Source organism: Amycolatopsis ponsaeliensis (genome assembly GCF_030182635.1).
In the GTDB taxonomy this organism is placed as follows: Bacteria; Actinomycetota; Actinomycetes; order Mycobacteriales; family Pseudonocardiaceae; genus Amycolatopsis; species Amycolatopsis ponsaeliensis.
Genome location: NZ_JAPZLD010000018.1, coordinates 186,433 through 207,999 on the forward strand (window position 1 = coordinate 186,433; position 21,567 = coordinate 207,999).

Below are 21,567 nucleotides of genomic sequence, written 5' to 3' on the forward strand. Positions count from 1 at the left end.
TTGACTACTTGGGGAAGGCGACTCCTTGTCACACCAGCTCATCCAGGCCTTCCGGCGGGTCGGGCGCACCGACCGGGCTCTCATGCGGCGCAGTGCCGCCCTCCCGGCCACGAAGGCCGACGACGCGCTGATGGCGCTGTCGAGATCGGCGAACAAGTCACGCCTCTGGTGGGGCGTGGCGGCGCTGCTGGCGGCCCAGAAGGGCCCCACGCGGCGGGCCGCGCTGCGCGGGGTCGTCGCGATCGCCGGGGCCAGCGCCGTGGCGAACCTGATCGGCAAGCCGCTGTTCCCCCGCCGCCGTCCGGCCGAGGAGGAGGTGCCCATGCACCGCCGCCTGCGGAAACGCCCGACTTCGTCGTCGTTCCCGTCCGGCCATTCCGCCTCGGCCGCGGCCTTCGTGACCGCGGTGGCGATGGAGTCGCCGCGCGCCGGTCTGGCCGTGGCCCCCCTCGCGCTCGCCGTCGCCTACTCGCGCGTCCACACCGGCGTCCACTGGCCCTCCGACGTCGGCGTCGGCCTGAGCATCGGGGTCGGCGTGGGCCTGGCGACCCGGCACTGGTGGCCGCTGCACGACGACGTCCCGGCCCGCACCGCCCACGACGCGGACGCGCCCGAGATGGTCGACGGCGACGACATGCTCGTGCTGGTCAACCCGAAGTCCGGCATCGACGGCCAGGACCCGACCGAGGACGCCCGGCACGCCTGGCCCAAGGCCGAGATCCTCCACCCGGACCCCGGCCAGGACCTGATCGCCCAGCTCGAAAGCGAGATCGACGCCCGCGGGACGATCCGCGCGCTCGGCGTCGCGGGCGGTGACGGCACCGTGGCCGCGGTCGCCGCGGTCGCCGCGGAGCGCGACCTGCCGCTGGCGCTGATCCCGGCGGGCACGCTCAACCACTTCGCCCGCGACGTCGGGGTCAGCTCCATGCCCGACGCGGACGCGGCGACCGAGATCGGCAACGCTGTCGGCATCGACCTCGGCGAGGTCGAGATCAAGGAGGGCGACGGCGGCACGGCGCACCGCTGGTTCGTCAACACCGCCAGCCTCGGCGGCTACCCGGAGATGGTCCGCCTGCGCGAAAAGCTGCAGGAAAAGCACCCCAAGTGGCCCTCGGCCGCGATCGCGCTGACCCGGTCGCTGCGGCACGCCAAGCCGCTGACCGTGCGGCTCAACGGCAAGCTCACCCAGGTCTGGCTGCTGTTCGTCGGCAACGGCACGTACGCGCCGAAGGGGTTCGCGCCCAGCCGGCGGCCCGCGCTCGACACCGGCCTGCTCGACGTCCGCTACCTGCGTGCCGACCTGCCGTACTCGCGGGCCCGGTTCCTGCTGGCGATGGTCACCCGCAGCCTCGCGGCCAGCCACGTCTACCAGGAGCTCGACGTGGCGGAGCTGGACGTCGAGCTGCTGGACGGTCACCGGCGCGTCGCCACCGACGGCGAGGTCGGCCCGCTCGGCAACCGGTTCCGCTTCCGGTCCCGGCCCAGCGCCCTGACCATCTACCGTCTTTGACCTTTCTTTACTTTCTCTCAACGAACCCACAGCCGTCCCTGGCTAGCGTCTTGATCGAGATGCGGGCGATCGTGCCCGCGGCCAGGGGACGAGCGGGGATCGAACATGGGCGGGCACGGCCTGGCGAGCGGCATCCACCGGGCCGCCACCGACCCGGTGCTGCCCGGTGACGTCACCGCGCGCGCCCGGGATCTCGGCTCGTTCGAGTCCCCGCTCATCTGGCTCGCCCTCGCCTCGGCCGCCGTCGCGGTCCTCGCCGCCGTCTTCGCGTTGTGGCACCGGCGCCGGGTGCGCCGCTGGGGCTTCACCGCCTTCGGCGTCCTGCTGCTGCTCGCGGCAGTCACTGCCCTGAACAGCTACGTCGGGTACGTCCGCACCTCCGACGACCTCGCCCGCCTGCTGCAACGCGGCCCCGGCGTCGTCAACCTCGCCGGCCGCCTGCTCGACGACGACAAGGAAGCCCCGTCCTCGCCGCACCCCGGCGCCGGTACCGCGGCCGCCGGCCAGCGGATCGACGTCGTGAACCTGCCCGATCCGGCGCACGGTGTCCCGTCCGGCAGCAACTACGTCGTCCTGCCGCCCGGGTACGACGCGACCGCGGCCCGCCGCTACCCGGTCGTCTACCTGATCCACGGCTACCCGTTCGGCGGCCCCCGCGACTGGCTGACCTCCGGCGACGCCCCGGGCACCCTGCTCGCACTGCAGCAGGCCGGCGTGATCGCGCCGATGATCGTGGTCAGCGTCGACCTGACCGCCGGAAACCCCGCCACCGACTGGGAATGCCTCGACGTCCCCGGCGGCCCGCAGCTGGAGACGTACCTCGCCCGTACGGTCGTCCCGGCGATCGACCAGCGCTACCGCACCATCGCCGACCGCGGCCACCGGGCGCTGGGCGGCATGTCCGGCGGCGGCTTCGGGGCGCTCAACATCGGCCTGCACCACGTCGACGAGTTCGGCACCCTGCTGATCGCCCTCCCCTACGACGACCTCAACGACTCCGTCGGCGTCCTCGACGGCAACCGGGCGGCCATCGCCGCCAACACCCCGCGCCGCTACCTGCCGACCATGCCCTTCCCGGCGCCGATCTCGGTGATGCTCGCGGTCGGCACCGGAGCGCCCACCGACGTCACGACGGCCCACCGGATCGCCGACGCCCTCCACGCCCGCGGCCAGGAAGCGGTCGTCCACGCCGAACGCGGTTTCAACCACACGTGGCACACCGCCCGGGCGACGCTGCCGTACCTGCTCGCCTTCGCCGACCAGAACTTCCGGGCCTCCCCCACGACCTCCTGAACCCGGGACGGGTCCCCGGGAGCCCCGGCTACGGTCGCCGGGTGCGCCTCGGTTCCCTGGTCCTCGCCGTGACGGCGACCCTGGCCCTCTCCGCGTGCGGGCCGCCGGACCCGCTCCCGTCCACAGCGGCCCTGCTCGACGAGTACGCCCGGTCGACGTCGGTGAAGAACGATCGGTTCACCAAGACCGGGTCGAGCGCGGAGCGAGCGCAGTACCTCTTCGCCAACTACCCCGGCGGACGGCTCTTCGGTGCGCTGCTGGCGACGTTCCGGTGCGGCGCCCGCGACCAGCACGGTCCCTACCCTTCCGACAAGTGCGACCTGACCGACGAAGTCCGCCGCACGGCCGGCGACGGCGACCTCTACGCCCGGTCGCTGCTCGTCAAGCACGAGCGCGGCACGCTCGAACTCCTCACCCTCTACGTGGTGCGCGGCCCCGGGAAATCCGTGGCCGTGGACAAGACCGGACGCGGCTACACCGACCTGGCGGACTTACGGGCCCACAACGACCTGCTCACCGCCGAGGACCTGGTGCTCACCCCGGCGGACATCACCGCGGTGCCCGGCGGGAACACGGTCGTCGTCACCGGGCACACCCCGCCGACCTGGCCGTGGTGGGTGCTCGGCGGAACCGTCTCCCTGGTCTTGGTGCTCACCGCGGTACTAGTCCTGCTCCGGCGGCGGGCGAAAGCCCGGTTCGACGGCCTCTTCGGTCCCGGCGCCACCTGAAATCCGGTTGTGGCGCACGCGATCCTGGAGCATGGACCTCGCGACGCACTACGCCACCGGCCCCGCCGAAGACAGCCGGCTCGACCGCACCCCGCACGGCCGCCTCGAGTACCTGCGCACCCGAGAACTGCTCCAGCGCTTCTTGCCCGGCCACGAACGCGTTCTCGACGTCGGCGGCGGCACCGGTGTCCACGCGGCCTGGCTCGCGGCCGACGGGCACCCCGTCCACCTCGTCGACGTCGTCCCGGCCCACGTCGCCCGGGCGGCGACACTGCCCGGCGTCACGGCCTCGGCCGGCGACGCGCGCGACCTCGAGGCGGCAGATGCCTCCTACGACGCCGTCCTGCTGCTCGGCCCGCTCTACCACCTCGTCGAAGCAGCCGACCGGGCTCGGGCTCTCGCCGAAGCCCGGCGCGTGCTGCGTCCGGGTGGCCTGCTCGCCGCCGCGGGGATCAGCCGGTACCTCTCGCTGCTGGAGACCGGCGCCGCCGGCACGCTCACGCCCGGCCGCGTGGACCCGGTCCGCGCGGTCATCGAGACTGGTGCCTACGACGGCCACGCCGGCTTCGTCCCCACGCACTGGCACACGGCGACCGAACTTCACGACGAAGTCGCCGCCGCGGGCTTCACCGGCACCGCCGTCTTCGGCGTCGAAGGGCCTTCGTGGCCCGCGCTCGACTCCGCCGGCCTTTCCCGGTTCGACGAGCTCGCCGAACCCGCGCTGCGCGCCGCCCGGATCGTCGAGCGGGACCCGCGGCTCATCGACGCAAGCGCGCACCTGCTCGCCTTCGCCCGCCGGCCCGCATGACGAAGGCGGGGGCGCGGTCATCGACCACGCCCCCGCCTTCGCGAAGTCCTACTCGCCTTCCGGCTTGCTCTCCGGCTCCTCGCCCTGCGGGTCCGGCACCGGCAGCAGCGAATCCAGCGCCGTGCCCGTCAGACGGCGGAACGAGCGCCGCGGGCGGTCGCGGTCCAGCACCGCCACCTCCAGCTTGATCGGCGGGTCGGTCTCGCCGTTGCCGTTCGCCGCGGACGAAGAAGCGGACGACGACGCCGAGGAAGACGACGAAGACGTCGTCGAGGAGGTCGACGGCTGGGTCGGCGTCCGCAGCGCGGCCACCGCCAGCCCCAGCGCGGCCTGCAGGTCCAGGCCGTCCTCGAACGTCTCCTTCAGCTTCGCCGCGATCTTCTCGTTCTGACCGCCCATCACGATGTACTGCGGCTCGTCGAAGATCGACCCGTCGTAGGTCAGCCGGTACAGCTGGTCCTCCGCCGCGCTCGCCCCGACCTCCGCCACGCAGACCTCGACCTCGAACGGCTTCAGCTGTTCGGTGAAGATACTGCCCAGCGTCGCCGCGTACGCGTTCGCCAGCGCCCGCGCGCTGACGTCACGCCGGTCGTACTGGTACCCCTTGAGATCCGCGTGCCGGATGCCGGCCACCCGCAGGTTCTCGAACTCGCTGTAGCGCCCGACGGCGGCGAACCCGATCCGGTCGTAGATCTCGGACACCTTGTGCAGCGTCGCCGACGGGTTCTCCGCCACGAACAGCACGCCGCCCGCGTACTTCAGCACCACCACGCTCCGGCCGCGCGCGATGCCCTTGCGCGCCAGCTCGGAACGCTCCCGCATCAGCTGCTCGGGAGAGGCATACAACGGCATCGTCACGGTGTGCGCTCCAGGTCTTTCGGTGTTTCAGCGTTCACTGGTCCCGTCCGGCGTTTCAGGAGAGCCGGCTCTGCTGGCGCTCGATGCGCCCGGCCACCACGGCCTCCGCGACCGCGGCCGTCTCCGATTCGGGCAGCTGCACGGCCCCGTGCTCCGCCGTGATCGTGACGACGCTCGGGAAGATCCGGCGCACCAGGTCGGGCCCGCCCGAGGCGGTGTCGTCGTCCGCCGCGTCGTACAGCGCCTCGACAGCCACTCGCGTGGCGCCTTCGACGTCGGCGTCCGGGTCGTGCAGCTTCTTCAATGCGGATTTCGCGAACAGCGAACCCGAGCCGATGCCCGCGTAGCCGCCGTTCTCCTCGTAGCGCCCGCCCGCGGCGTCGTACGACACGATCCGGCCCGCGTGCTTCGCGTCCTCGGCTTCCAGGTCGTACCCGACGAACAGCGGGATCGCGGCCAGCCCGGCCATCGCCATCTCGAGGTTCGCCTTGACCATCCCGGCCAGCTTGTTCGTCTTGCCGTCCAGCGACAGCGAAACGCCCTCGATCTTCTCGTAGTGCGCCAGCTCCACCGCGTACAGCCGCACCATCTCCACGGCCAGCCCGGCCGTGCCCGCGATGCCCACCGCCGAGTACTCGTCGGTGACGTGCACCTTCTCGATGTCGCGGCTCGCGATCAGGTTCCCCGACGTCGCCCGCCGGTCACCCGCGATCAGCACGCCGCCCGCGAAGGTCAGCGCGACGATCGTCGTCCCGTGCGGCACGCCCAGATCCGCCGCACCACCGGACATCCGGCGTTCCGGAAGCAGTTCGGGTGCCTGCACCCGCAGGAAGTCCGAAAACGACGACGTCGCCGACGAGAAGTAGGCCCCCGGCAGAGCGGGACCCGAGATGCCCCTGGTGTTGTCCATACGTGCTCAAAAATCCCATCTGTGCGGGCCGGCAGGCTCCGCGCCGGGAGACACGGGGCCTGCCGGCCACGGTCACCACCACGCGGAACCCCGGCCGCCGGCTGAACGGTCGGCTGGGGCGCAGCGCCCCGAGCGGCTACTCGCCGCCCTTCTGCACATAGGCCCGGACGAAGTCCTCGGCGTTCTCCTCGAGCACGTCGTCGATCTCGTCGAGGATCGTGTCGACGTCCTCGCCGAGCTTCTCGCGCCGCTCCTGACCCGCCGCGCCGGTGTCGTCGAACTCCTCGTCAGAGTCGCCGCCGCCGTGCTTTTCGATCTTTTCCTGGGCCATCTCGCCTCCCGGTGTGGCTGATGTTTCCTAGCCTACCCAGCGGCCCCGACATTCGGGGTCACGCCGCGATCGCTGGTGCGTCCCGCCTAGTCCGAACCGGTGAGCGCCTCCACCAGGTCTTCGGCCGTCGCCGACTCGTCCAGCAGCTTGCCGACGTGCGCCTTCGTCCCCCGCAGCGGCTCCAGCGTGGGGATCCGCACCAGCGACTCCTTGCCGACGTCGAAGATGACCGAATCCCACGAGGCCGCCGCGATCGAGGTCGCGTACTTCTCCAGCGCCCGGCCCCGGAAGTAGGCCCGCGTGTCCGACGGCGGCGTCGTCACCGCGGCCAGCACCTCTTCCTCGGTCACCAAGCGCTTCATCGACCCGCGCGTCACGAGCCGGTTGTACAGGCCCTTCGCCAGCCGCACGTCCGAATACTGCAGGTCGACCAGCCGCAGCCGCGGCGCGCCCCAGGCCAGGTTGTCCCGCTGCCGGTAGCCCTCGAGCAGGCGCAGCTTCGCCGGCCAGTCCAGCCGGTCCGCGCACTCCTGCGGGTCGCGCGCCAGCGCGTCCAGGACCTCGCCCCAGACCCGCAGGACCTCCTTCGACGCCTGGTCCGCGCCGGTGCGCTCCAGGTTCTGCGAGGCGATCTCGTGGTAGGCGAACTGCAGGTCCAGCCCGGTGTACTTCTTCCCGTTCGCCAGCGCCACCTGCACCTTCAGCGTCGGGTCGTGGCTGATCTGGTGCACCGCGCGCACCGGCTCGTCCAGCTTCAGGTCGTCGAACCGGATGCCCGACTCGATCAGGTCGAGGATCAGCGCCGTCGTCCCGACCTTCAGGTACGTCGAGTACTCCGACATGTTCGCGTCACCGATGATGACGTGCAGCCGCCGGTACTTGTCCGCGTCCGCGTGCGGCTCGTCCCGGGTGTTGATGATCCCGCGCTTGAGCGTCGTCTCCAGGCCGACCTCGACCTCGATGTAGTCCGCACGCTGGGAGAGCTGGAACCCGGCTTCCTCGCTCTGCTGGCCGATCCCGACCCGGCCCGACCCGGTCACCACCTGCCGCGACACGAAGAACGGGGTCAGCCCGGCGATGATCGCGGTGAACGGCGTCGAGCGCGCGCACAGGTAGTTCTCGTGCGTGCCGTAGCTCGCGCCCTTGCCGTCGACGTTGTTCTTGTACAGCTGCAACTGCGGCTGGCCGGGCACGGACGCCGCCTTCAGCGCGGCCTCCTCCATCACCCGTTCGCCCGCCTTGTCCCAGATGACCGCGTCGCGCGCGTTCGTCACCTCGGGCGCCGAGTACTCCGGGTGCGCGTGGTCGACGTACAACCGCGCCCCGTTGGTCAGGATGACGTTGGCCGCCCCCAGGTCCTCGACGTCCGGGTCGTGCCCCGGCCCGCCGGGCCCGGTCAGGTCGAACCCGCGCGCGTCCCGCAGCGGGGACTCCACCTCGTAGTCCCACCGCGCCCGCCGGGCGCGCGGGATGTCGGCCGCGGCCGCGTAGGCCAGCACGACCTGGGTCGAGGTGAGTACCGGGTTCGCCGTCGCGTCGCCCGGCACGGAGATGCCGTACTCGACTTCGGTTCCCATGATCCGCCGCATGTCCACCACCCTACGGGGTCGTCCTAGTGGAACGATGCACCCATGCCAGGCAGTGACGAACTCGTTGCGCTCTATGACCAGGCCGGCTCCGCCGTCGGCACGACCACCCGCTCCCGGGTCCGCGCCGAGGGCCTGTGGCACGCCGCCGGCGTCGTGCTGGTCCGTTCGGGTGACGGCAAGGCCGTCTACGTGCACCTGCGCACCGCCACGAAGGACGTGTTCCCGTCCACCTGGGACTGCTGGGCCGGCGGCGTGGTCGCCGCGGGCGAGTCACCGGCCGAGTGTGCCCGCCGCGAACTGGCCGAAGAGCTGGGCGTCCACGAGGTGGAACCCGTTCCGCTGTTCACCAAGGTCTACGACGACGGCCGCAACCGCTGCCACAACTTCGCCTTCGAAGTCCGCTGGGACGGCCCGATCCACCACCAGGCCGAAGAGATCGCCGAAGGCCGCTGGATCCCCCTGGAAGAGCTGCGCGCCTGGATCGACGACCCGGCACCCGAACTCCCCTTCATCCCCGACGGCCGCGAAGGCGTCCAGGAGTGGTTCCGCCGTTACGGCTGAGCCGCGAGCTTCGCCGCCATCGCGGGCAGCAGCCGCTCGGCCGCGTCCACGGCCCGCGCCTCGGTGCTCGCCGACACGGTCAGCCCGGACACGAGCTTTCCCTTCGCCAGCAACACCGTGCACGTCTTGCCCTCGCACCAGGCCTGCTGGCGGTCCACCCCGGCCTGCGCCGGGACGCTCACCGTCTTGCCCGCGCAGTCCGCGTTCGCGACGGCCTGGGCGGCCGCCTCGTCCGGGTACGCCGCGACGCGGTGGCGCAGCACCGAACCGCTGGGGTACTGCCAGGACGCGGTCCGGCTGCTCGCCGACACGCTGCCGGTCAGGCAGCCCGAAACCTCGCTGGAACCCCGTTGCACGCCTTCCTCGGCGACGTCCGCATCGGACAGCAACGCCCGCTCCGCGAGCAGGCCCAGGTCGGGCGCCACCGGTGCCGCGGGAGCCGCCTTCGCGGGGCTCACCGGCGCTTCGGTGACCGACGCCGGTGCCGATGTGGAGGCCGGATCGTCGTAGTACGTCTCGAGGTTGTTCGGGTCGGGCCCGTCGCAGCCCGTGAGGCCGACGAACGCGACCGCGGCGAGGGCGAGCACCTGACGATGACGCACTTGCTCCGGCCTCCTGTCGTGTGCGTGTGCCTGCGCAGAGTAGTGCAGCGGCTCAGTCCCACCCGAGGGAGGACCGGTGTCGCCAGTACTCCTCCGGATTTTCCGCGAGACCCGCCAGCGCGGCTTCCTCGTCCGTGCTCAGCGAAAGCGTGGTGGCCCGCAGGTTCGCCGCCAGCTGCGCCGGGCTCGCCGGGCCGAGGACGGCCGTGCCGGCCCACTCCCGCGCCAGCACCGCGGCGACGGCCACCGCGTCCGGCCCGGCCCCGTGCACCGCCGCGATCTCCCGCAGCGCCTCGGGAGCCTCCACCGCGAGCCTGCCGTTGGCGAGGGTTTCCTTGACCAGCACGCGTTTCCCGGCCGCGTGCGCCGCGGCCAGCGCCGGCCCGGCCGACGGTTCCAGGACGTTCCACGTCGACTGCACCGCCGAGAACACCGGCCGCCCCGCCACTTCCAGCGCGAACGCCCGCTCGATCGCGGCCGCCTGCGCCGGCCCGGACGTCGAGAACCCGACCGCGACACCGTTCGCGGAAAGCTCGGCCAGCGCCTCGAGCAGCGGCTCGTCGGTGAACAGCGGACTGTCCACAGTGAGCGAATGCACCTGGTAGAGGCCGACCCGATCCCCCAGCAGCGCCAGGGTTTCCGCCCATTGGCCGGCGAAGCGCGCCGCCGAGTGCTCCTTCACCTCGTGCACGTCGGCGTCGAGCCGCCAGTCCCCCACGTACGCGTAGCCCCACTTGCTGGAGACCTCGACGCCGGTGTGCCCGCGCTCGGCGAGCCAGCCGGCCAGGAACTCCTCCGAGCGCCCGTACGAGCGGGCGACGTCGACGTGCCGGATCCCCGCGGCGTAGGCGTCGTCGAGCACCGCGAAGGTCGCGGCGCGCATGGACTCGACGTCCCGTTCCGGCGGCAGCGCGCCCTCGCGGCCCAGATTGATGTAGGCGGGGCGGCCCAGTGCGGCGAGGCCGAGCGCGATGCGGTTCACGCGGTCTGCTTGTGCCGGAGGATCGCCAGCCACTGGTCGGCGTTCTGGGCTTGGCGGTGGAGCTTTTCGAGGCGCGCGGCCGGGGCCCGGACGTACCCCTTGCCGAAGACCGGCGCGATCTGGCGGAGGCTCGCGCCGCCTTCGCGCGCGGCCAGCAGGGCCCAGTCGGACGCGTCGGCACAAGCGGCCGAGGCGCGGCGGAGCTCCCCGAGGATGTCGATGAGCTCCTGCGCGTTCACCTCCCCCGCCTGGACGGCGGCGGCCGTCGTCTCCAGCCAGGCCAGGACGTCGGACTCGGTGATCGGCGCGCGGGGGCGGCGGGTTTCTTCGCTCACGGCCAGTGAGTATAGGTCGTTATACGTCGATATACTCGGTACCAGCCATGACGACACGCGCCGAATCCCAGCCGGACGTCGAGCACCTGCTCGACGTCTTCAAGGCGCTCGCGAACCCCGTGCGGCTGCAGGTGCTGCGGTGGCTGCGGGAGCCGGGCCGGCACTTCCCCGTGGAGCGCGCCATCGCCGACCCGGTCGAGGTCGGGGTCTGCGTGAGCCACATCCAGGAGAAGACGGGGCTCGCGCAGTCGACCGTCTCGGCGTACATGGCCGAGCTGCAGCGCGCCGGCCTGGTGCGCGCGACCCGCGTCGGCAAGTGGACGCACTACAAGCGCGACGAAGCCCGGATCGCCGAGTTCGTCGCGGTGCTCGGCCACACCCTCTGACCGCCCCCCTCCCCCGCCCCGGCGGACACCCGATTGACTCATATCGCAAATCTGCGATACTTCGATTTATGGGTATGATCGAGAACATGCGGCTCGGCCGCTACGGGATCTGGACGTTCGACTTCGAAGAGCAGCCGGCCGGCCTGATCCGCGACTCCGTGCAGGAGCTGGAAGAACTCGGCTGGCCGGCGGTCTGGATCCCGGAAAGCGACGGCCGGGAGGCCCTGACGCACGCCGGGTTCCTGCTGGCGGCCACCGAACGCCTCACCGTCGTCAACGGGATCGCGCAGATCTGGTCGCGGGGGCCGCGCTGGACCCGCGGCGCGGCCCTGCTGCTGGCCGACGCCTACCCGGACCGCCACCTGCTCGGCCTCGGCTTCGGCGCCGGAAAGCCCGGTGCGAAGCCCCTGCGGGCGATGAACGACTACCTCGACGACCTGGATGCCATCACGAGCGGCAACCCCGAGCCGCGAGCGCCCATCCGGCGCCTGCTCGCCGCGTACGGCCCGAAGATGCTGGAGCTGGCCCGGGACCGGTCCGCGGGTGCGCACACCTACCACGTGACGCCGGAGCACACCGCCCAAGCGCGGGAAGTGCTGGGCGCCGGTCCGTTCCTCGGGGTCGAGCACGCCGTGCTCTTCGAAACCGACGCGGCCAAGGCGCGGGAGATCGCCCGCGGCCACCTGCACATGTACCTCACCTCGCAGTACAACGTCGCCAAGTTCCGCCGCCTCGGCTACACCGAAGCGGACATCGACGGCGGCCGCGGCAGCGACCGGCTCGTCGACGACCTGGTGTTCTGGGGCGACCTCGACACGATCACCGGCAAGCTGCACGCACACCTCGACGCGGGCGCCGACCACGTGGGCGTCCAGGTCATCGGGATCGAGCCGGGCCACTCGGCCATGCCGCACTGGCGCCGGCTGGCCGAGGCGCTGCTACCCGCCGGCGTCGCCGCGTAGCCCGAACCGCGCGGTGCAGTGCCAGACACGCTTGAGCACCTGGGGGTCGTACCGGCCGGCGCGGACGGCGTCACCGATGACGCGCGCGTCGAGCAAGCCGTCCTGGGCGATCTCCTTGCCGGCCCGCACGACGTCCTCGCCCCGGTAATCGGCGTGCTCGGCCAGGACCTCGACCGGCAGCCGGAAGCCGTGGTGCCAGTACGTGGGAAACGGCAGGCCGGCGGACGCCGCCTCGACGTCGGTGCCCCGGAACGCCGGGTCCAGCACGAGCGCCTCGACGTCGGCGGCGAGCCGGAGCGGGCCGTGGACGTGGGCTTCGATGTGGTCGTCGAGCTCGTCCTGCACGTCCGCCTCGGCGAGCCGCAGTAACGGCAAGTGGTCGGCGGTGCCGAAGTCGTCCGGCTCACCGAAGCTGTCCGGGTAGCAGAACGTCGTGCGGACCAGCACTTCCCGTTTCAGCCGCAGGTGGGACGAGCCGAACCGGACGGACCCGCCCGCGGGCCGGCGGCGGTAGTTCAGCGAGCCGTACTTGGGCCGGGCCGACGACGGCAGGTCGTCGTAGGCGCCGCCGAAGATGCGGTGCTCCCAGCGCCACCGGTCGCCGCCGGCGTGCGCGGTCAGGCCGCCGTTGCTCGTGCCCGTCTCGAACTGCGAGCGGTAGACGCCGTCCGTGACGAGATGGCGCAGCAAGGGCACGGTTCCCACCAGGCGGTCCGGGTGGAAGTGCACGGTGACGTCGAGGTCGTCGGGCAGCGGCGGCCCGTCCACGCGGCTCGCGACGTGCGCGACCGCTCGGCGCCACGGTTCTTTCCCCCAAGCCATGGGCGCATCGTAGCCCGAGCGGTATAGGTCGTTATACACAATTACCGGGACCGACCCGGCGGTGATGTACCTCACACCGAGGGCCGGACACGCCGATGGGGCGGTCGCCGAAGCGGCCGCCCCATCGGGCGTTCGGACTGCTACAGGTACTGACCGGTGTTCGTGGCGGTGTCGATCGCCCGCCCCGAGTCCGTGTTCTTGCCGGTGACGAGCGTGCGGATGTAGACGATCCGCTCGCCCTTCTTGCCGGAGATCCGGGCCCAGTCGTCCGGGTTGGTGGTGTTGGGCAGGTCCTCGTTCTCCGCGAACTCGTCGACGATCGCGTCCAGCAGGTGCTGCACGCGCAGGCCGGGCTGGTTGGTCTCCAGCACCGACTTGATGGCCGACTTCTTCGCCCGGTCCACGATGTTCTGGATCATCGCGCCCGAGTTGAAGTCACGGAAGTACAGGACCTCCTTGTCCCCGTTGGCGTAGGTCACCTCGAGGAACCGGTTGTCGTCGCTCTCCTCGTACATCCGCTCGACGGTGTGCTGGATCATCGCGTCGAACGTCGCCTTGGCGTCGCCGCCGAACTCGGCGAGGTCGTCGGCGTGGATCGGCAGGCCTTCGGCCAGGTACTTGGAGAAGATGTCCTTCGCGCCTTCGGCGTCCGGACGCTCGATCTTGATCTTGACGTCGAGCCGGCCCGGCCGCAGGATCGCCGGGTCGATCATGTCCTCGCGGTTGGAGGCGCCGATGACGATGACGTTCTCCAGGCCTTCGACACCGTCGATCTCCGACAGCAGCTGGGGCACGATCGTGGTTTCCACGTCGGACGAAACGCCCGACCCACGGGTCCGGAAGATCGAGTCCATCTCGTCGAAGAACACGATCACCGGGGTGCCCTCGGAGGCCTTCTCCCGCGCCCGCTGGAAGATCAGGCGGATGTGCCGCTCGGTCTCCCCGACGAACTTGTTGAGCAGCTCGGGACCCTTGATGTTCAGGAAGTAGGACTTCCCGTCCTCGTTGTCGCCCCGGGCCGCGGCCACCTTCTTGGCCAGCGAGTTCGCGACCGCCTTCGCGATGAGCGTCTTGCCACAGCCCGGCGGGCCGTAGAGCAGGACACCCTTGGGCGGGCGCAGCTGGTACTCCTGGTAGAGGTCCGCGTGCAGGAACGGCAGTTCCACCGCGTCCCGGATCTGTTCGATCTGCCGGGTGAGGCCACCGATGTCCTCGTAGCGGACGTCGGGCACCTCCTCCAGCACCAGGTCCTCGACTTCCGCCTTCGGCACGCGCTCGTACGCGTAGCCGGCCTTGGAGTCGACCAGGAGCGAGTCGCCCGGCTTGAGCGGCTGCTCGGCCAGCAGGTCGGAGAGCAGGACCACCCGCTCTTCGTCCGCGTGCCCGACCACCAGCGCGCGAAGGCTGCCGCCCTCGACGTCGGCGGCGAGCACCTCACGCAGGGCGCAGACCTCGCCGGTGCGTTCGAAGCCGCCGGCCTCGACCACGGTGAGCGCCTCGTTGAGCCGCAGCGCCTGGCCGCGGCGCAACGACGAGAGCTCGACCGCGGGCGATACCGACACCCGCATCTTCCGGCCGGCCGTGAAGACGTCCACCGTGTTGTCCTCGTACGCCTCGACGAAGACGCCGTACCCGGACGGTGGCTGGGCCAGCCGGTCGACTTCCTCACGCAGCGCGAGGAGCTGTCCTCGCGCTTCACGCAGGGTTTCGACCAGTTTGGTGTTGCGCTCGGTGAGCTGGCTCACCCTTTCCGACGCCTCGGCGAGCCGCTGCTCGAGCACTCGGTTCTGCCGTGGCGAGTCGGTCAGTTTGCGGCGCAGCAGCGCCACTTCCTCCTCGAGAAAACGGATCTGCCGAGCTTGCTCGTCAGCTGTCGTCCCAGCTCCGGATGTTGCTGAAGGGTCGGCCTCCTCGCGCCGACCTCCGGGAAGGTCATGATGCATCGGGCACCTCCTCGGAGTGCTTTTCATTCCACGGTACCGGCGATCACCGACAAGAAAAGGCCTTTCCGGATCACAAGATCGGCGCGTCGCGGTTTCCTCGCCTGGTCCAGCACGGACATTCCCGCAGCGCAAGCGGCCATTTCGGTGCCCTGGCCCCGGCGCGTCGCGGGCCCGACCGGGCCAAGACGAACCAAGCACGTCGGGAGTACCCGGTCCTGAGGAGCCCCAACCGTGCCCGAGCCGGGCAATTCCGGCCAGTTCCGCCCTAACCGCGCGGCGGGCTCGCCCGATGGCTAGCATCGGGCCGACGTCGGCCGCCTCGAAGGCCGCGTCACCGTCGAAGGAAACGCTAGGGGGAACCACCCATGACCTACCCGCCGCAGCAACCGGGCGGCTACGGGCAGCAGCCCGGCGGCTACGGGCAGCAGCCCCCGCCGTACGGCCAGCAGCCCGGCGGCTACCCCCAGAGCGGACCGCAGCCCCAGCCGGGCTACGGCGGCACCCAGCAGTTCGGCCGGCCCGACCCCTACGGACAGCCGCAGCAGGGCGGTTACCCGCCGCAGACGGGCCCTCAGCCCCAGCAGGGCAACCCGCAGTACGGACAGGACCAGCACGGACAGCAGGACCAGTGGGGCCAGCAGCAGAACTACGGCGGGTACGACCCGTACGGCGGCGGCAGCTTCGGTGACGCTCCCCCGCCCAAGAAGAAGAAAACCGGGCTCATCGTCGGCATCGCGGCCGCCGCGGTGATCCTCGTCGGCGGCGGCGTGACCTGGGTCGTCCTGGCCAACGGGGACGACAGCAACACCGCCGCACCGCCCGCCAGCAGCAGCTCCGCGGCGCCGACGTCCGCGCCGAAGACGTCCAGCTCGAAGCCGAAGGCGACGTCGCCCACGCGGCCGTCGACGACCGGCAGCAAGCCGGCCGGCGGCCCCGCCCCGTCGGGCAAGGACAGCTCGCAGGACCTGTTCGACACGACGATCGCCGCCTACAACGCGAGCGACGAGAAGGCGCTGGCCGACACCATCTGCCGCAGCGTCTTCGAGGGCACCACGGGCGACATCCCGAAGGTCACGGTGAAGCTGACCGGCACGCCGCAGGACACCGGGGACAAGTCCACCGTGCGCTACTCGGCCACGGACGGCAGCAAGACCAAGGTCGGCACGATGTCGGCCAAGAAGGAATCCGGCCTGTGGTGCCTGTCCAACGTGCAGGCGGACGGCTCGTGAGCCCCCGCCGGCGGTGAACCGAGCGCTCGCCGCCGGGCTCGTGCTGCTCGGCGTGGCCGGCGCGGGCGTGGTGCTGGGACTGCTGCTGATCGCGCCGTCCGGCTCCCCGCCCGCACCGTCGAGCTCACCTCCGCCGACGACCCGGACCTCGGCCTCACCGGCGCCGAGCGCGGTCGACACGGCGGCGGTGAACGTGCTGTCCCGCGCGATCGTCGACGCCATCACGGCCCACGACTCGGCGGCGTTCGGCAAGCTGACGTGCCGCCCGCAGAGCGCGGAGGCTCTCGCGGGGCTGCAGCGGACGTGGGACGCGGCCGGCCCGGTGACGGCGACCCTGAAGGAGCCACCCGAGGTGCGCGGCGAGTCGGCGACGGCGAAGGTGCACGTCGAGGCCGCGGGCGGGACCAAGGACACGCCCTTCCCGCTGCACAAGGAGGACGGCCGCTGGTGCGTGCCGGGCTAGCTCGGGCTCAACCGCGCTGACAGGCACGGCACCGGCTCCACCGACGTCATGAATGAGTCATACAGGACCTCCGAAGTCCTGAATGACTCATTCAGGACACGACGGCCCCGCACGCCCTCGCGGGTGCGTGCCGGGCCGGGCCCGTGCGGCAGGCCGACCGGTCAGCCCTTGCCCTTGCTGGGCCGGCGCGACACGCGCGGGGACACGGTTCCGTCGGCGAGCCGCCGGGCGGTGAGCAGGAACGCCGTGTGCGCGACCATCCGGTGGTCCGGGCGCACCGCGAGACCCACCACGTGCCACGGCCGCATCAGCGTTTCCCACGATTCGGGCTCGGTCCAGCACTGCTGCTCGCGCAGGGACTCCGTGACGCGCGAAAGCTGCGTCACCGTCGCGACGTAGACCGTCAGCACGCCACCCGGCACCAGGTGCGCGGCGACGTTCGGCAGCTGGTCCCACGGGGCCAGCATGTCCAGCACGACCCGGTCGACCTCGCCCTCGTGGGAGGCCAGGTCGGCCACCGTGAGCGACCAGTTCGCCGGCTTCTCGCCGAAGAACTTCACGACGTTGTGCTCGGCGTGCACGGCGTGGTCGTCGCGGATCTCGTAGGAGTGCACGCTGCCGTCCGGGCCCACCGCGCGCAGCAGCGAACACGTCAGCGCCCCGGAGCCGGCGCCCGCTTCGAGCACGCGGGCGCCCGGGAAGATGTCGCCCCACATCACGATCTGCGCGGCGTCCTTCGGGTAGATCACCTGCGCGCCGCGCGGCATCGAGAGCACGTAGTCCGGCAGCAGCGGGCGCAGCGCGAGGTACGTCGAGCCGCCCGCCGAAGTCACCACCGAGCCCTCGGGACGGCCGATGAGGTCGTCGTGGGCGAGCCCGCCGCGATGGGTGTGGTACTCACCGCCGTCGGCCAGCGTCAGGGTGTAGTGGCGCCCCTTCGAGTCGGTCAACTGCACCCGATCACCCGCGCGAAACGGTCCGCTGACCGACAACACTTCCTCCTGCTACCCCGAATGGCCGACGACAGATCTTCGCAGGCCGCCCGGGCCGTGGCCGCAGCGGGTCTCAGCGGGTCCGGCGGTTCAGCGCGGCGCGCAGGTCGTCCCGGCGCAGCACACCCGCCGGGCGGCCTTCGTCGTCGACCACCAGGAACTGCCACGCCGGGGTTTCGCGGACCCGTTCGACGACGTCCTCCCCCGGCTCCGAGGCCAGCAGGACCGTCTCGGCCCGGATCGGCTCGGCCGCGAGCTCCGCCGGCGCGTGCGGCGACGTGCCCGCGAGCCGCTCCGCCGCGCCCGTGTCGAGCAGCCCGGCGGCGACGCCGTCGGCGCGGACCAGCACCACACCCCGGCCCGCCGACGCGGCCAGCGCGTCCGACACCGGGCTCTCGGCGGGCAGCTGCAGCACCGGCCGCACCAGCTCGCTCAGCTCCAGTCCTTCGGGCCAGGTCCGGCGGGCTTCCGCGGCCAGCTCCGAACGCGCGCCGAGGATCACGAACCACGCCGTGACGACGCAGACGCCGAGGCGCAGCCACCGGTCCGGGCTGCCGGTCGCCAGGCCCCACAGCGCCCACACGAGCAGCCCCACGGCCACGAGCGCGCCCCCGGCGACCGCGGCGCGCGTGCCCTTCGCGCGGATCCCCGTCGCCGCCCAGACGCCCGCGCGGACCAGCCGCCCGCCGTCGAGGGGCAGGCCGGGCAGCAGGTTGAACACGCCGACGGCGAGGTTCGCCACCGCGCACTCGGCCACCAGCATCCAGACCGCGCCGTCGGGCGGGACGGCGAACATCAGCAGGCCGCAGAACCCGCCCAGCAGCAACGACACCGCCGGCCCGGCCGCGGCGACCAGGCCCTCGTGGACGGGCCGCTTCGGCGTGCGGGCCACTTCGGACAGCCCGCCGAGCAGGAAGAGGCGCAGCCGCCGCACCGGGATCCCCAGCCGCAGCGCGGCCAGGCAGTGCCCGAGCTCGTGGGCCAGCACCGACAGGCCCAGCAGCAGTGCGAACGCGCCGGCCAGCAGCCACGACGTCAGCGTCGAGGCGTCCGGGAGCAGACGTCCGACCAGCGGCGCGTAGAGCACCACGACGACCAGCGAGCCGATCCACCAGGACGGCGCGAGCAGCACGGGCACGCCGGCGACCCGGAACAGCAGGAGGCCGCCGTCCGGGAGGACGGCCTGCCGGGTGCCCCCGGTGCCCTGCTCACTGGTCGCGGCCATGCCGGAGAGCCTAGAGCCCCCGGTGTGGGTACCGGGTGATCCGGGTCCGGCCGGTGTCGCCCACGCGGCCACATGTACCTGGAAGGACGACACACGCACCCGGACAGTCGGCTCACGTACCCGAAGGGTCTGGGTACGTGAGGCGACCCCGTGGCGCGGGTTGTCCGGACCTGTCCGGGGTGGCGGGCGTTGCGGTCGCCGGAACTGTCGTACCCCGGCGTTACGCTCTGCCCATGCCCGACGCCGACACCGTCACCACGGATCCCCCAGACTCCGCCGTCGCCACCGTGCGCCGGCGGCCCGCGTTGTCGCCGTCGAGGGCCAGCGACTTCAAGCAGTGCCCGCTGCTCTACCGGTTCCGCGCGGTCGACCGGCTGCCGGAGGTCCCGACCAAGGCCCAGCTGCGCGGCACGCTCGTCCACTCGGTGCTGGAGCGGCTGTTCGCGCTGCCGGCCGCCGAGCGCGTGCCCGCCCAGGCGCGGGAGCTGCTCGGCCCGGCGTGGACGGACCTGTCCGCGGATCGTCCGGAGTGGACCGAGCTGTTCGACGGCGAAAAGCCCGACGACCACGCGGACTGGTTGCGGTCGGCGGAAAAGCTGCTGGACTCCTACTTCGAGCTGGAGGACCCGCGGCGGCTCGAGCCGGAGGCGTGCGAGCTGCACGTCGAGATCGAGCTCGGCTCCGGTGTCCTGCTGCGCGGGTACATCGACCGGGTGGACGTCGCGCCGACCGGCGAGATCCGGGTCGTCGACTACAAGACCGGCGCCGCGCCGCGCGAGATCGGCGAAGCCAAGGCGATGTTCCAGATGAAGTTCTACGCCGTGGTGCTGTGGCGGCTGCGCGGGATCGTGCCGCGCCAGCTGAAGCTGATGTACCTCACCGACGGCCAGTCCCTCGCCTACACCCCCGACGAAGCCGAGCTGCTCCGCTTCGAGCGCACGCTGGAAGCCATCTGGCAGGCCATCCTCAAGGCGGGCAAGACCGGCGACTTCCGGGCCAACAAGAGCAAGCTGTGCAACTGGTGCGACCACCAGGCGCACTGCCCCGAGTACGGCGGCACGCCCCCCGCCTACCCCGGCTGGCCGGAGCCCGACGCGGGCGACGAGACGCCGCTGGACCGGGCCGACTGATGGCCGACGCCTTCTACGTCCCGCTCGGCGACGGCCGGTTCTCCGCGACCGCCCACACCGCCGGGCCGTGGTCGTCCGAATCGCAGCACTTCGGCCCGCCGTCGGCGTTGCTGGTCCGGGCCCTCGAAAACGTCGAACCCGCGCACCCGGCGGAGCTCGCCCGGGTGACCGTGGAGATCCTCGGCCCCGCACCGGTCGCCGAGCTCGCCGTGCGGGCCCGGATCGAGCGGCCCGGCCGGTCGGTCGAGCTGCTGCAGGCCGAGCTGGCGAGCGCCGATCGCGTCGTGGCGCGGGCTTCGGCGTGGCGCATCGCGACGGCCGACACGGCCGAGATCGCCACCGACGGCGGGCCGCTGATGCCCGCGCCGGACACCGTCACGGAGTCGCCGTGGCCCGAAGGCTGGCAGGCCGGCTACCTCGACGCCGTGGAGTGGCGCGCGGTCCGCGGCGGCATGGACGTGCCCGGCCCGGCGGCCGTCTGGGCCCGCCAGCGCATCCCGCTGGTCGACGGCGAGGAGCCGAGCGGGCTGCAGCGCCTGTTCGCCGTCGCCGACTCCGGCAACGGCGTGTCGAACTACCTCGACCCGCGCAAGTGGTGGTTCATCAACTCCGAGCTGACCGTGCACCTGCGGCGGCCGCCGTCGGGCGAGTGGATCGGCCTGGACGCGGTCACGCTGGTCGGCAAGCACGGGGTCGGCACGGCGACGAGCATCCTGCACGACGGCGACGGCCCGGTGGCCACCGGCGCGCAGGCGCTCATGGTGCGTCCGCGACAGGCCGGGGGCGGATAGCCACCCACAACGGGCCCGGATCCAATAGCCTTCGCGGAACGACCGACATGAGGAGCGCTCCGGCATGCAGATCACCTCGGTGGTCAACCAGAAAGGCGGGGTCGGGAAGACCTCACTGAGCGTCGGCACCGCGGCCGCGCTGGCCGAGCGGGGCCGGCGCGTGCTGCTGGTCGACCTCGACCCCCAGGGCCATGCGACGACCGAGATGCTCGGCCTGGAAGAGATCCGCGGGGACGCGCCGACCCTGGCGAAGGCGCTGGCCAAGACGTGGAAGGGGCCGATCGAAGAGCTCGTCGTCCCGCACCCGCGCAGCAACCTCGGCAAGGGCGGCGCGCTCGACGTCATCCCGACGTCACCGGGGATGTTCGACCTGATCCGGCGGCTCGACTCGTTCCGCGTGCCCGGCTGGCAGCTGGCCCGGGTCATCCAGTTCGCCAACTACGACCACTGCGTCATCGACTGCCCGCCGGCGCTGGACGTGCTGACCAACAACGCGCTGGCGGCGTCGCACGGGATCCTGGTCCCGGTGCAGCCGGACAAGACGAGCATCCGCGCGCTGCGGCTGCTGGCCGACCAGGTGCGGTACGTCGAGCAGACCGTCGGCCGGCAGCCGCTGTCGTGGTTCGGCCTGGTGCCGAGCCTCTACCGGCGGCCGATCTCGCACTACGCGGCCGCGGCGCTGCAGGAGATGTACGAGTTCGGCATCCCGATGCTGTCGCACCTGCCCTTGGGCGTGGTGATGAACGAGGCGGCCGCGCACGGCGTCCCGGTGACGACCTACGCCCCGGAAACCCTGCAGGCGCTGTCCTTCCGCGAGATCGCCGGAACGCTCGACACCTACCTGGAGCAGAACTCGGCGCCCGCGGTGATCCCGGCCGACGAAGAGTTCGTCTTCGAGGACTTCATCTCCGAGGTGTCGGTGGCCCGCAACACCAACGACAACGGCGTCCGCAAGGGTCTCTACGACCTGCTGCCGAAGAAGCCGCACCGCCCCCGCTGACCGCAACCGGTCGTGGGGGGGGGGGGTGGGGGTGAGTGAGGTGGTGGGGGGGGCGCAGCGCCGGGGGGGGGGGCGGCGCGGGGGGGGGGGGGGCGGGGCGGGGCGCGGGCGCGCCCC

23 protein-coding genes are annotated in these 21,567 nt (G+C 72.0%); 12 read left to right on the plus strand and 11 right to left on the minus strand.

From position 1 onward, the window contains the following. Positions 1-82 precede the first annotated feature (82 nt). From QQ657_RS26585 to QQ657_RS26600, 4 genes are all read left to right on the plus strand, one after another. Positions 83-1,510, plus strand: coding sequence for a bifunctional phosphatase PAP2/diacylglycerol kinase family protein (locus QQ657_RS26585; RefSeq protein ID WP_434056780.1), 1,428 nt, complete (start codon positions 83-85; stop codon positions 1,508-1,510). A 105-nt stretch (positions 1,511-1,615) separates the two neighbouring features. Then, positions 1,616-2,803 carry an alpha/beta hydrolase gene (locus QQ657_RS26590; protein ID WP_284744975.1) on the plus strand — a complete coding sequence of 396 codons (1,188 nt, stop codon included), beginning with the start codon at positions 1,616-1,618 and terminating at the stop codon, positions 2,801-2,803. Between the two features lie 41 nt (positions 2,804-2,844). Then, positions 2,845-3,531 (plus strand): hypothetical protein, encoded by a 687-nt coding sequence (locus QQ657_RS26595; protein ID WP_284744976.1) that lies wholly within the window; start codon positions 2,845-2,847, stop codon positions 3,529-3,531. 31 nt (positions 3,532-3,562) lie between these two features. Then, complete coding sequence (locus tag QQ657_RS26600; protein ID WP_284744977.1) at positions 3,563-4,339, plus strand: class I SAM-dependent methyltransferase; 777 nt, start codon at positions 3,563-3,565, stop codon at positions 4,337-4,339. A gap of 48 nt (positions 4,340-4,387) precedes the next feature. Here QQ657_RS26600 and prcA read toward each other — a convergent pair whose 3' ends face one another. From prcA to dop, 4 genes are all read right to left on the minus strand, one after another. Further along, the gene (gene prcA, locus QQ657_RS26605; RefSeq protein WP_284744978.1) at positions 4,388-5,197 is read right to left on the minus strand and encodes a proteasome subunit alpha; all 810 of its coding nucleotides are present in this window, start codon (positions 5,195-5,197) and stop codon (positions 4,388-4,390) included. 55 nt (positions 5,198-5,252) lie between these two features. Continuing rightward, on the minus strand, positions 5,253-6,107 hold the full coding sequence (gene prcB / locus QQ657_RS26610; RefSeq protein ID WP_284744979.1) for a proteasome subunit beta: 855 nt from the start codon (positions 6,105-6,107) through the stop codon (positions 5,253-5,255). Between the two features lie 136 nt (positions 6,108-6,243). Further along, a complete protein-coding gene (locus tag QQ657_RS26615) occupies positions 6,244-6,438 on the minus strand; it encodes a ubiquitin-like protein Pup (protein ID WP_013226725.1) in 195 nt (64 codons plus the stop codon). A gap of 86 nt (positions 6,439-6,524) precedes the next feature. Further along, positions 6,525-8,027: a depupylase/deamidase Dop gene (gene dop, locus QQ657_RS26620; RefSeq protein WP_284744980.1), complete on the minus strand. Its 1,503-nt coding sequence runs from the start codon at positions 8,025-8,027 to the stop codon at positions 6,525-6,527. Positions 8,028-8,069: 42 nt separating this feature from the next. Between dop and QQ657_RS26625 the strand changes: the two genes are divergently transcribed. After that, complete coding sequence (locus QQ657_RS26625; protein ID WP_284744981.1) at positions 8,070-8,588, plus strand: NUDIX domain-containing protein; 519 nt, start codon at positions 8,070-8,072, stop codon at positions 8,586-8,588. Here QQ657_RS26625 and QQ657_RS26630 read toward each other — a convergent pair. The 3 genes from QQ657_RS26630 to QQ657_RS26640 are packed head-to-tail and all read right to left on the minus strand — an operon-like array spanning position 8,579 to position 10,507. After that, positions 8,579-9,190, minus strand: coding sequence for a hypothetical protein (locus tag QQ657_RS26630; RefSeq protein WP_284744982.1), 612 nt, complete (start codon positions 9,188-9,190; stop codon positions 8,579-8,581). The genes QQ657_RS26625 and QQ657_RS26630 overlap by 10 nt on opposite strands. Positions 9,191-9,242: 52 nt before the next feature. After that, on the minus strand, positions 9,243-10,172 hold the full coding sequence (locus tag QQ657_RS26635; RefSeq protein ID WP_284744983.1) for an aldo/keto reductase: 930 nt from the start codon (positions 10,170-10,172) through the stop codon (positions 9,243-9,245). Further along, a complete protein-coding gene (locus tag QQ657_RS26640; RefSeq protein WP_284744984.1) occupies positions 10,169-10,507 on the minus strand; it encodes a hypothetical protein in 339 nt (112 codons plus the stop codon). The genes QQ657_RS26635 and QQ657_RS26640 overlap by 4 nt, the downstream gene beginning before the upstream one ends. A gap of 47 nt (positions 10,508-10,554) precedes the next feature. Here QQ657_RS26640 and QQ657_RS26645 point away from each other — a divergent pair, with 47 nt between their 5' ends. Continuing rightward, positions 10,555-10,893 carry an ArsR/SmtB family transcription factor gene (locus QQ657_RS26645; RefSeq protein WP_284744985.1) on the plus strand — a complete coding sequence of 113 codons (339 nt, stop codon included), beginning with the start codon at positions 10,555-10,557 and terminating at the stop codon, positions 10,891-10,893. A 68-nt stretch (positions 10,894-10,961) separates the two neighbouring features. Then, positions 10,962-11,855, plus strand: coding sequence for a TIGR03620 family F420-dependent LLM class oxidoreductase (locus QQ657_RS26650; protein ID WP_434056778.1), 894 nt, complete (start codon positions 10,962-10,964; stop codon positions 11,853-11,855). Here QQ657_RS26650 and QQ657_RS26655 read toward each other — a convergent pair. Both QQ657_RS26655 and arc read right to left on the minus strand, forming a co-directional pair. After that, on the minus strand, positions 11,832-12,677 hold the full coding sequence (locus QQ657_RS26655; RefSeq protein ID WP_284744986.1) for a DUF3626 domain-containing protein: 846 nt from the start codon (positions 12,675-12,677) through the stop codon (positions 11,832-11,834). The genes QQ657_RS26650 and QQ657_RS26655 overlap by 24 nt on opposite strands. A gap of 140 nt (positions 12,678-12,817) precedes the next feature. Then, on the minus strand, positions 12,818-14,620 hold the full coding sequence (arc, locus tag QQ657_RS26660) for a proteasome ATPase (protein ID WP_284744987.1): 1,803 nt from the start codon (positions 14,618-14,620) through the stop codon (positions 12,818-12,820). A 365-nt stretch (positions 14,621-14,985) separates the two neighbouring features. Between arc and QQ657_RS26665 the strand changes: the two genes are divergently transcribed. Together QQ657_RS26665 and QQ657_RS26670 are read left to right on the plus strand one after the other, a co-directional pair. Further along, a complete protein-coding gene (locus tag QQ657_RS26665; RefSeq protein ID WP_284744988.1) occupies positions 14,986-15,849 on the plus strand; it encodes a hypothetical protein in 864 nt (287 codons plus the stop codon). Between the two features lie 13 nt (positions 15,850-15,862). Continuing rightward, positions 15,863-16,312 (plus strand): hypothetical protein, encoded by a 450-nt coding sequence (locus QQ657_RS26670; protein ID WP_284744989.1) that lies wholly within the window; start codon positions 15,863-15,865, stop codon positions 16,310-16,312. A 161-nt stretch (positions 16,313-16,473) separates the two neighbouring features. On the opposite strand, the gene QQ657_RS26675 is transcribed toward QQ657_RS26670, so the two are convergent. After that, positions 16,474-17,304, minus strand: coding sequence for a tRNA (adenine-N1)-methyltransferase (locus QQ657_RS26675; RefSeq protein ID WP_284744990.1), 831 nt, complete (start codon positions 17,302-17,304; stop codon positions 16,474-16,476). A gap of 73 nt (positions 17,305-17,377) precedes the next feature. After that, positions 17,378-18,529 (minus strand): site-2 protease family protein, encoded by a 1,152-nt coding sequence (locus QQ657_RS26680; RefSeq protein WP_284744991.1) that lies wholly within the window; start codon positions 18,527-18,529, stop codon positions 17,378-17,380. Positions 18,530-18,762: 233 nt separating this feature from the next. On the opposite strand from QQ657_RS26680, the gene QQ657_RS26685 reads away from it, so the two are divergent. The 3 genes from QQ657_RS26685 to QQ657_RS26695 all read left to right on the plus strand — a co-directional run bounded on the left by QQ657_RS26685 (position 18,763) and on the right by QQ657_RS26695 (position 21,450). Then, the gene (locus QQ657_RS26685; protein ID WP_284744992.1) at positions 18,763-19,659 is read left to right on the plus strand and encodes a RecB family exonuclease; all 897 of its coding nucleotides are present in this window, start codon (positions 18,763-18,765) and stop codon (positions 19,657-19,659) included. Continuing rightward, a complete protein-coding gene (locus tag QQ657_RS26690; RefSeq protein ID WP_284744993.1) occupies positions 19,659-20,450 on the plus strand; it encodes a thioesterase family protein in 792 nt (263 codons plus the stop codon). The genes QQ657_RS26685 and QQ657_RS26690 overlap by 1 nt, the downstream gene beginning before the upstream one ends. 64 nt (positions 20,451-20,514) lie before the next feature. Beyond that, positions 20,515-21,450 (plus strand): ParA family protein, encoded by a 936-nt coding sequence (locus QQ657_RS26695; RefSeq protein WP_284744994.1) that lies wholly within the window; start codon positions 20,515-20,517, stop codon positions 21,448-21,450. Positions 21,451-21,567: the final 117 nt, after the last annotated feature.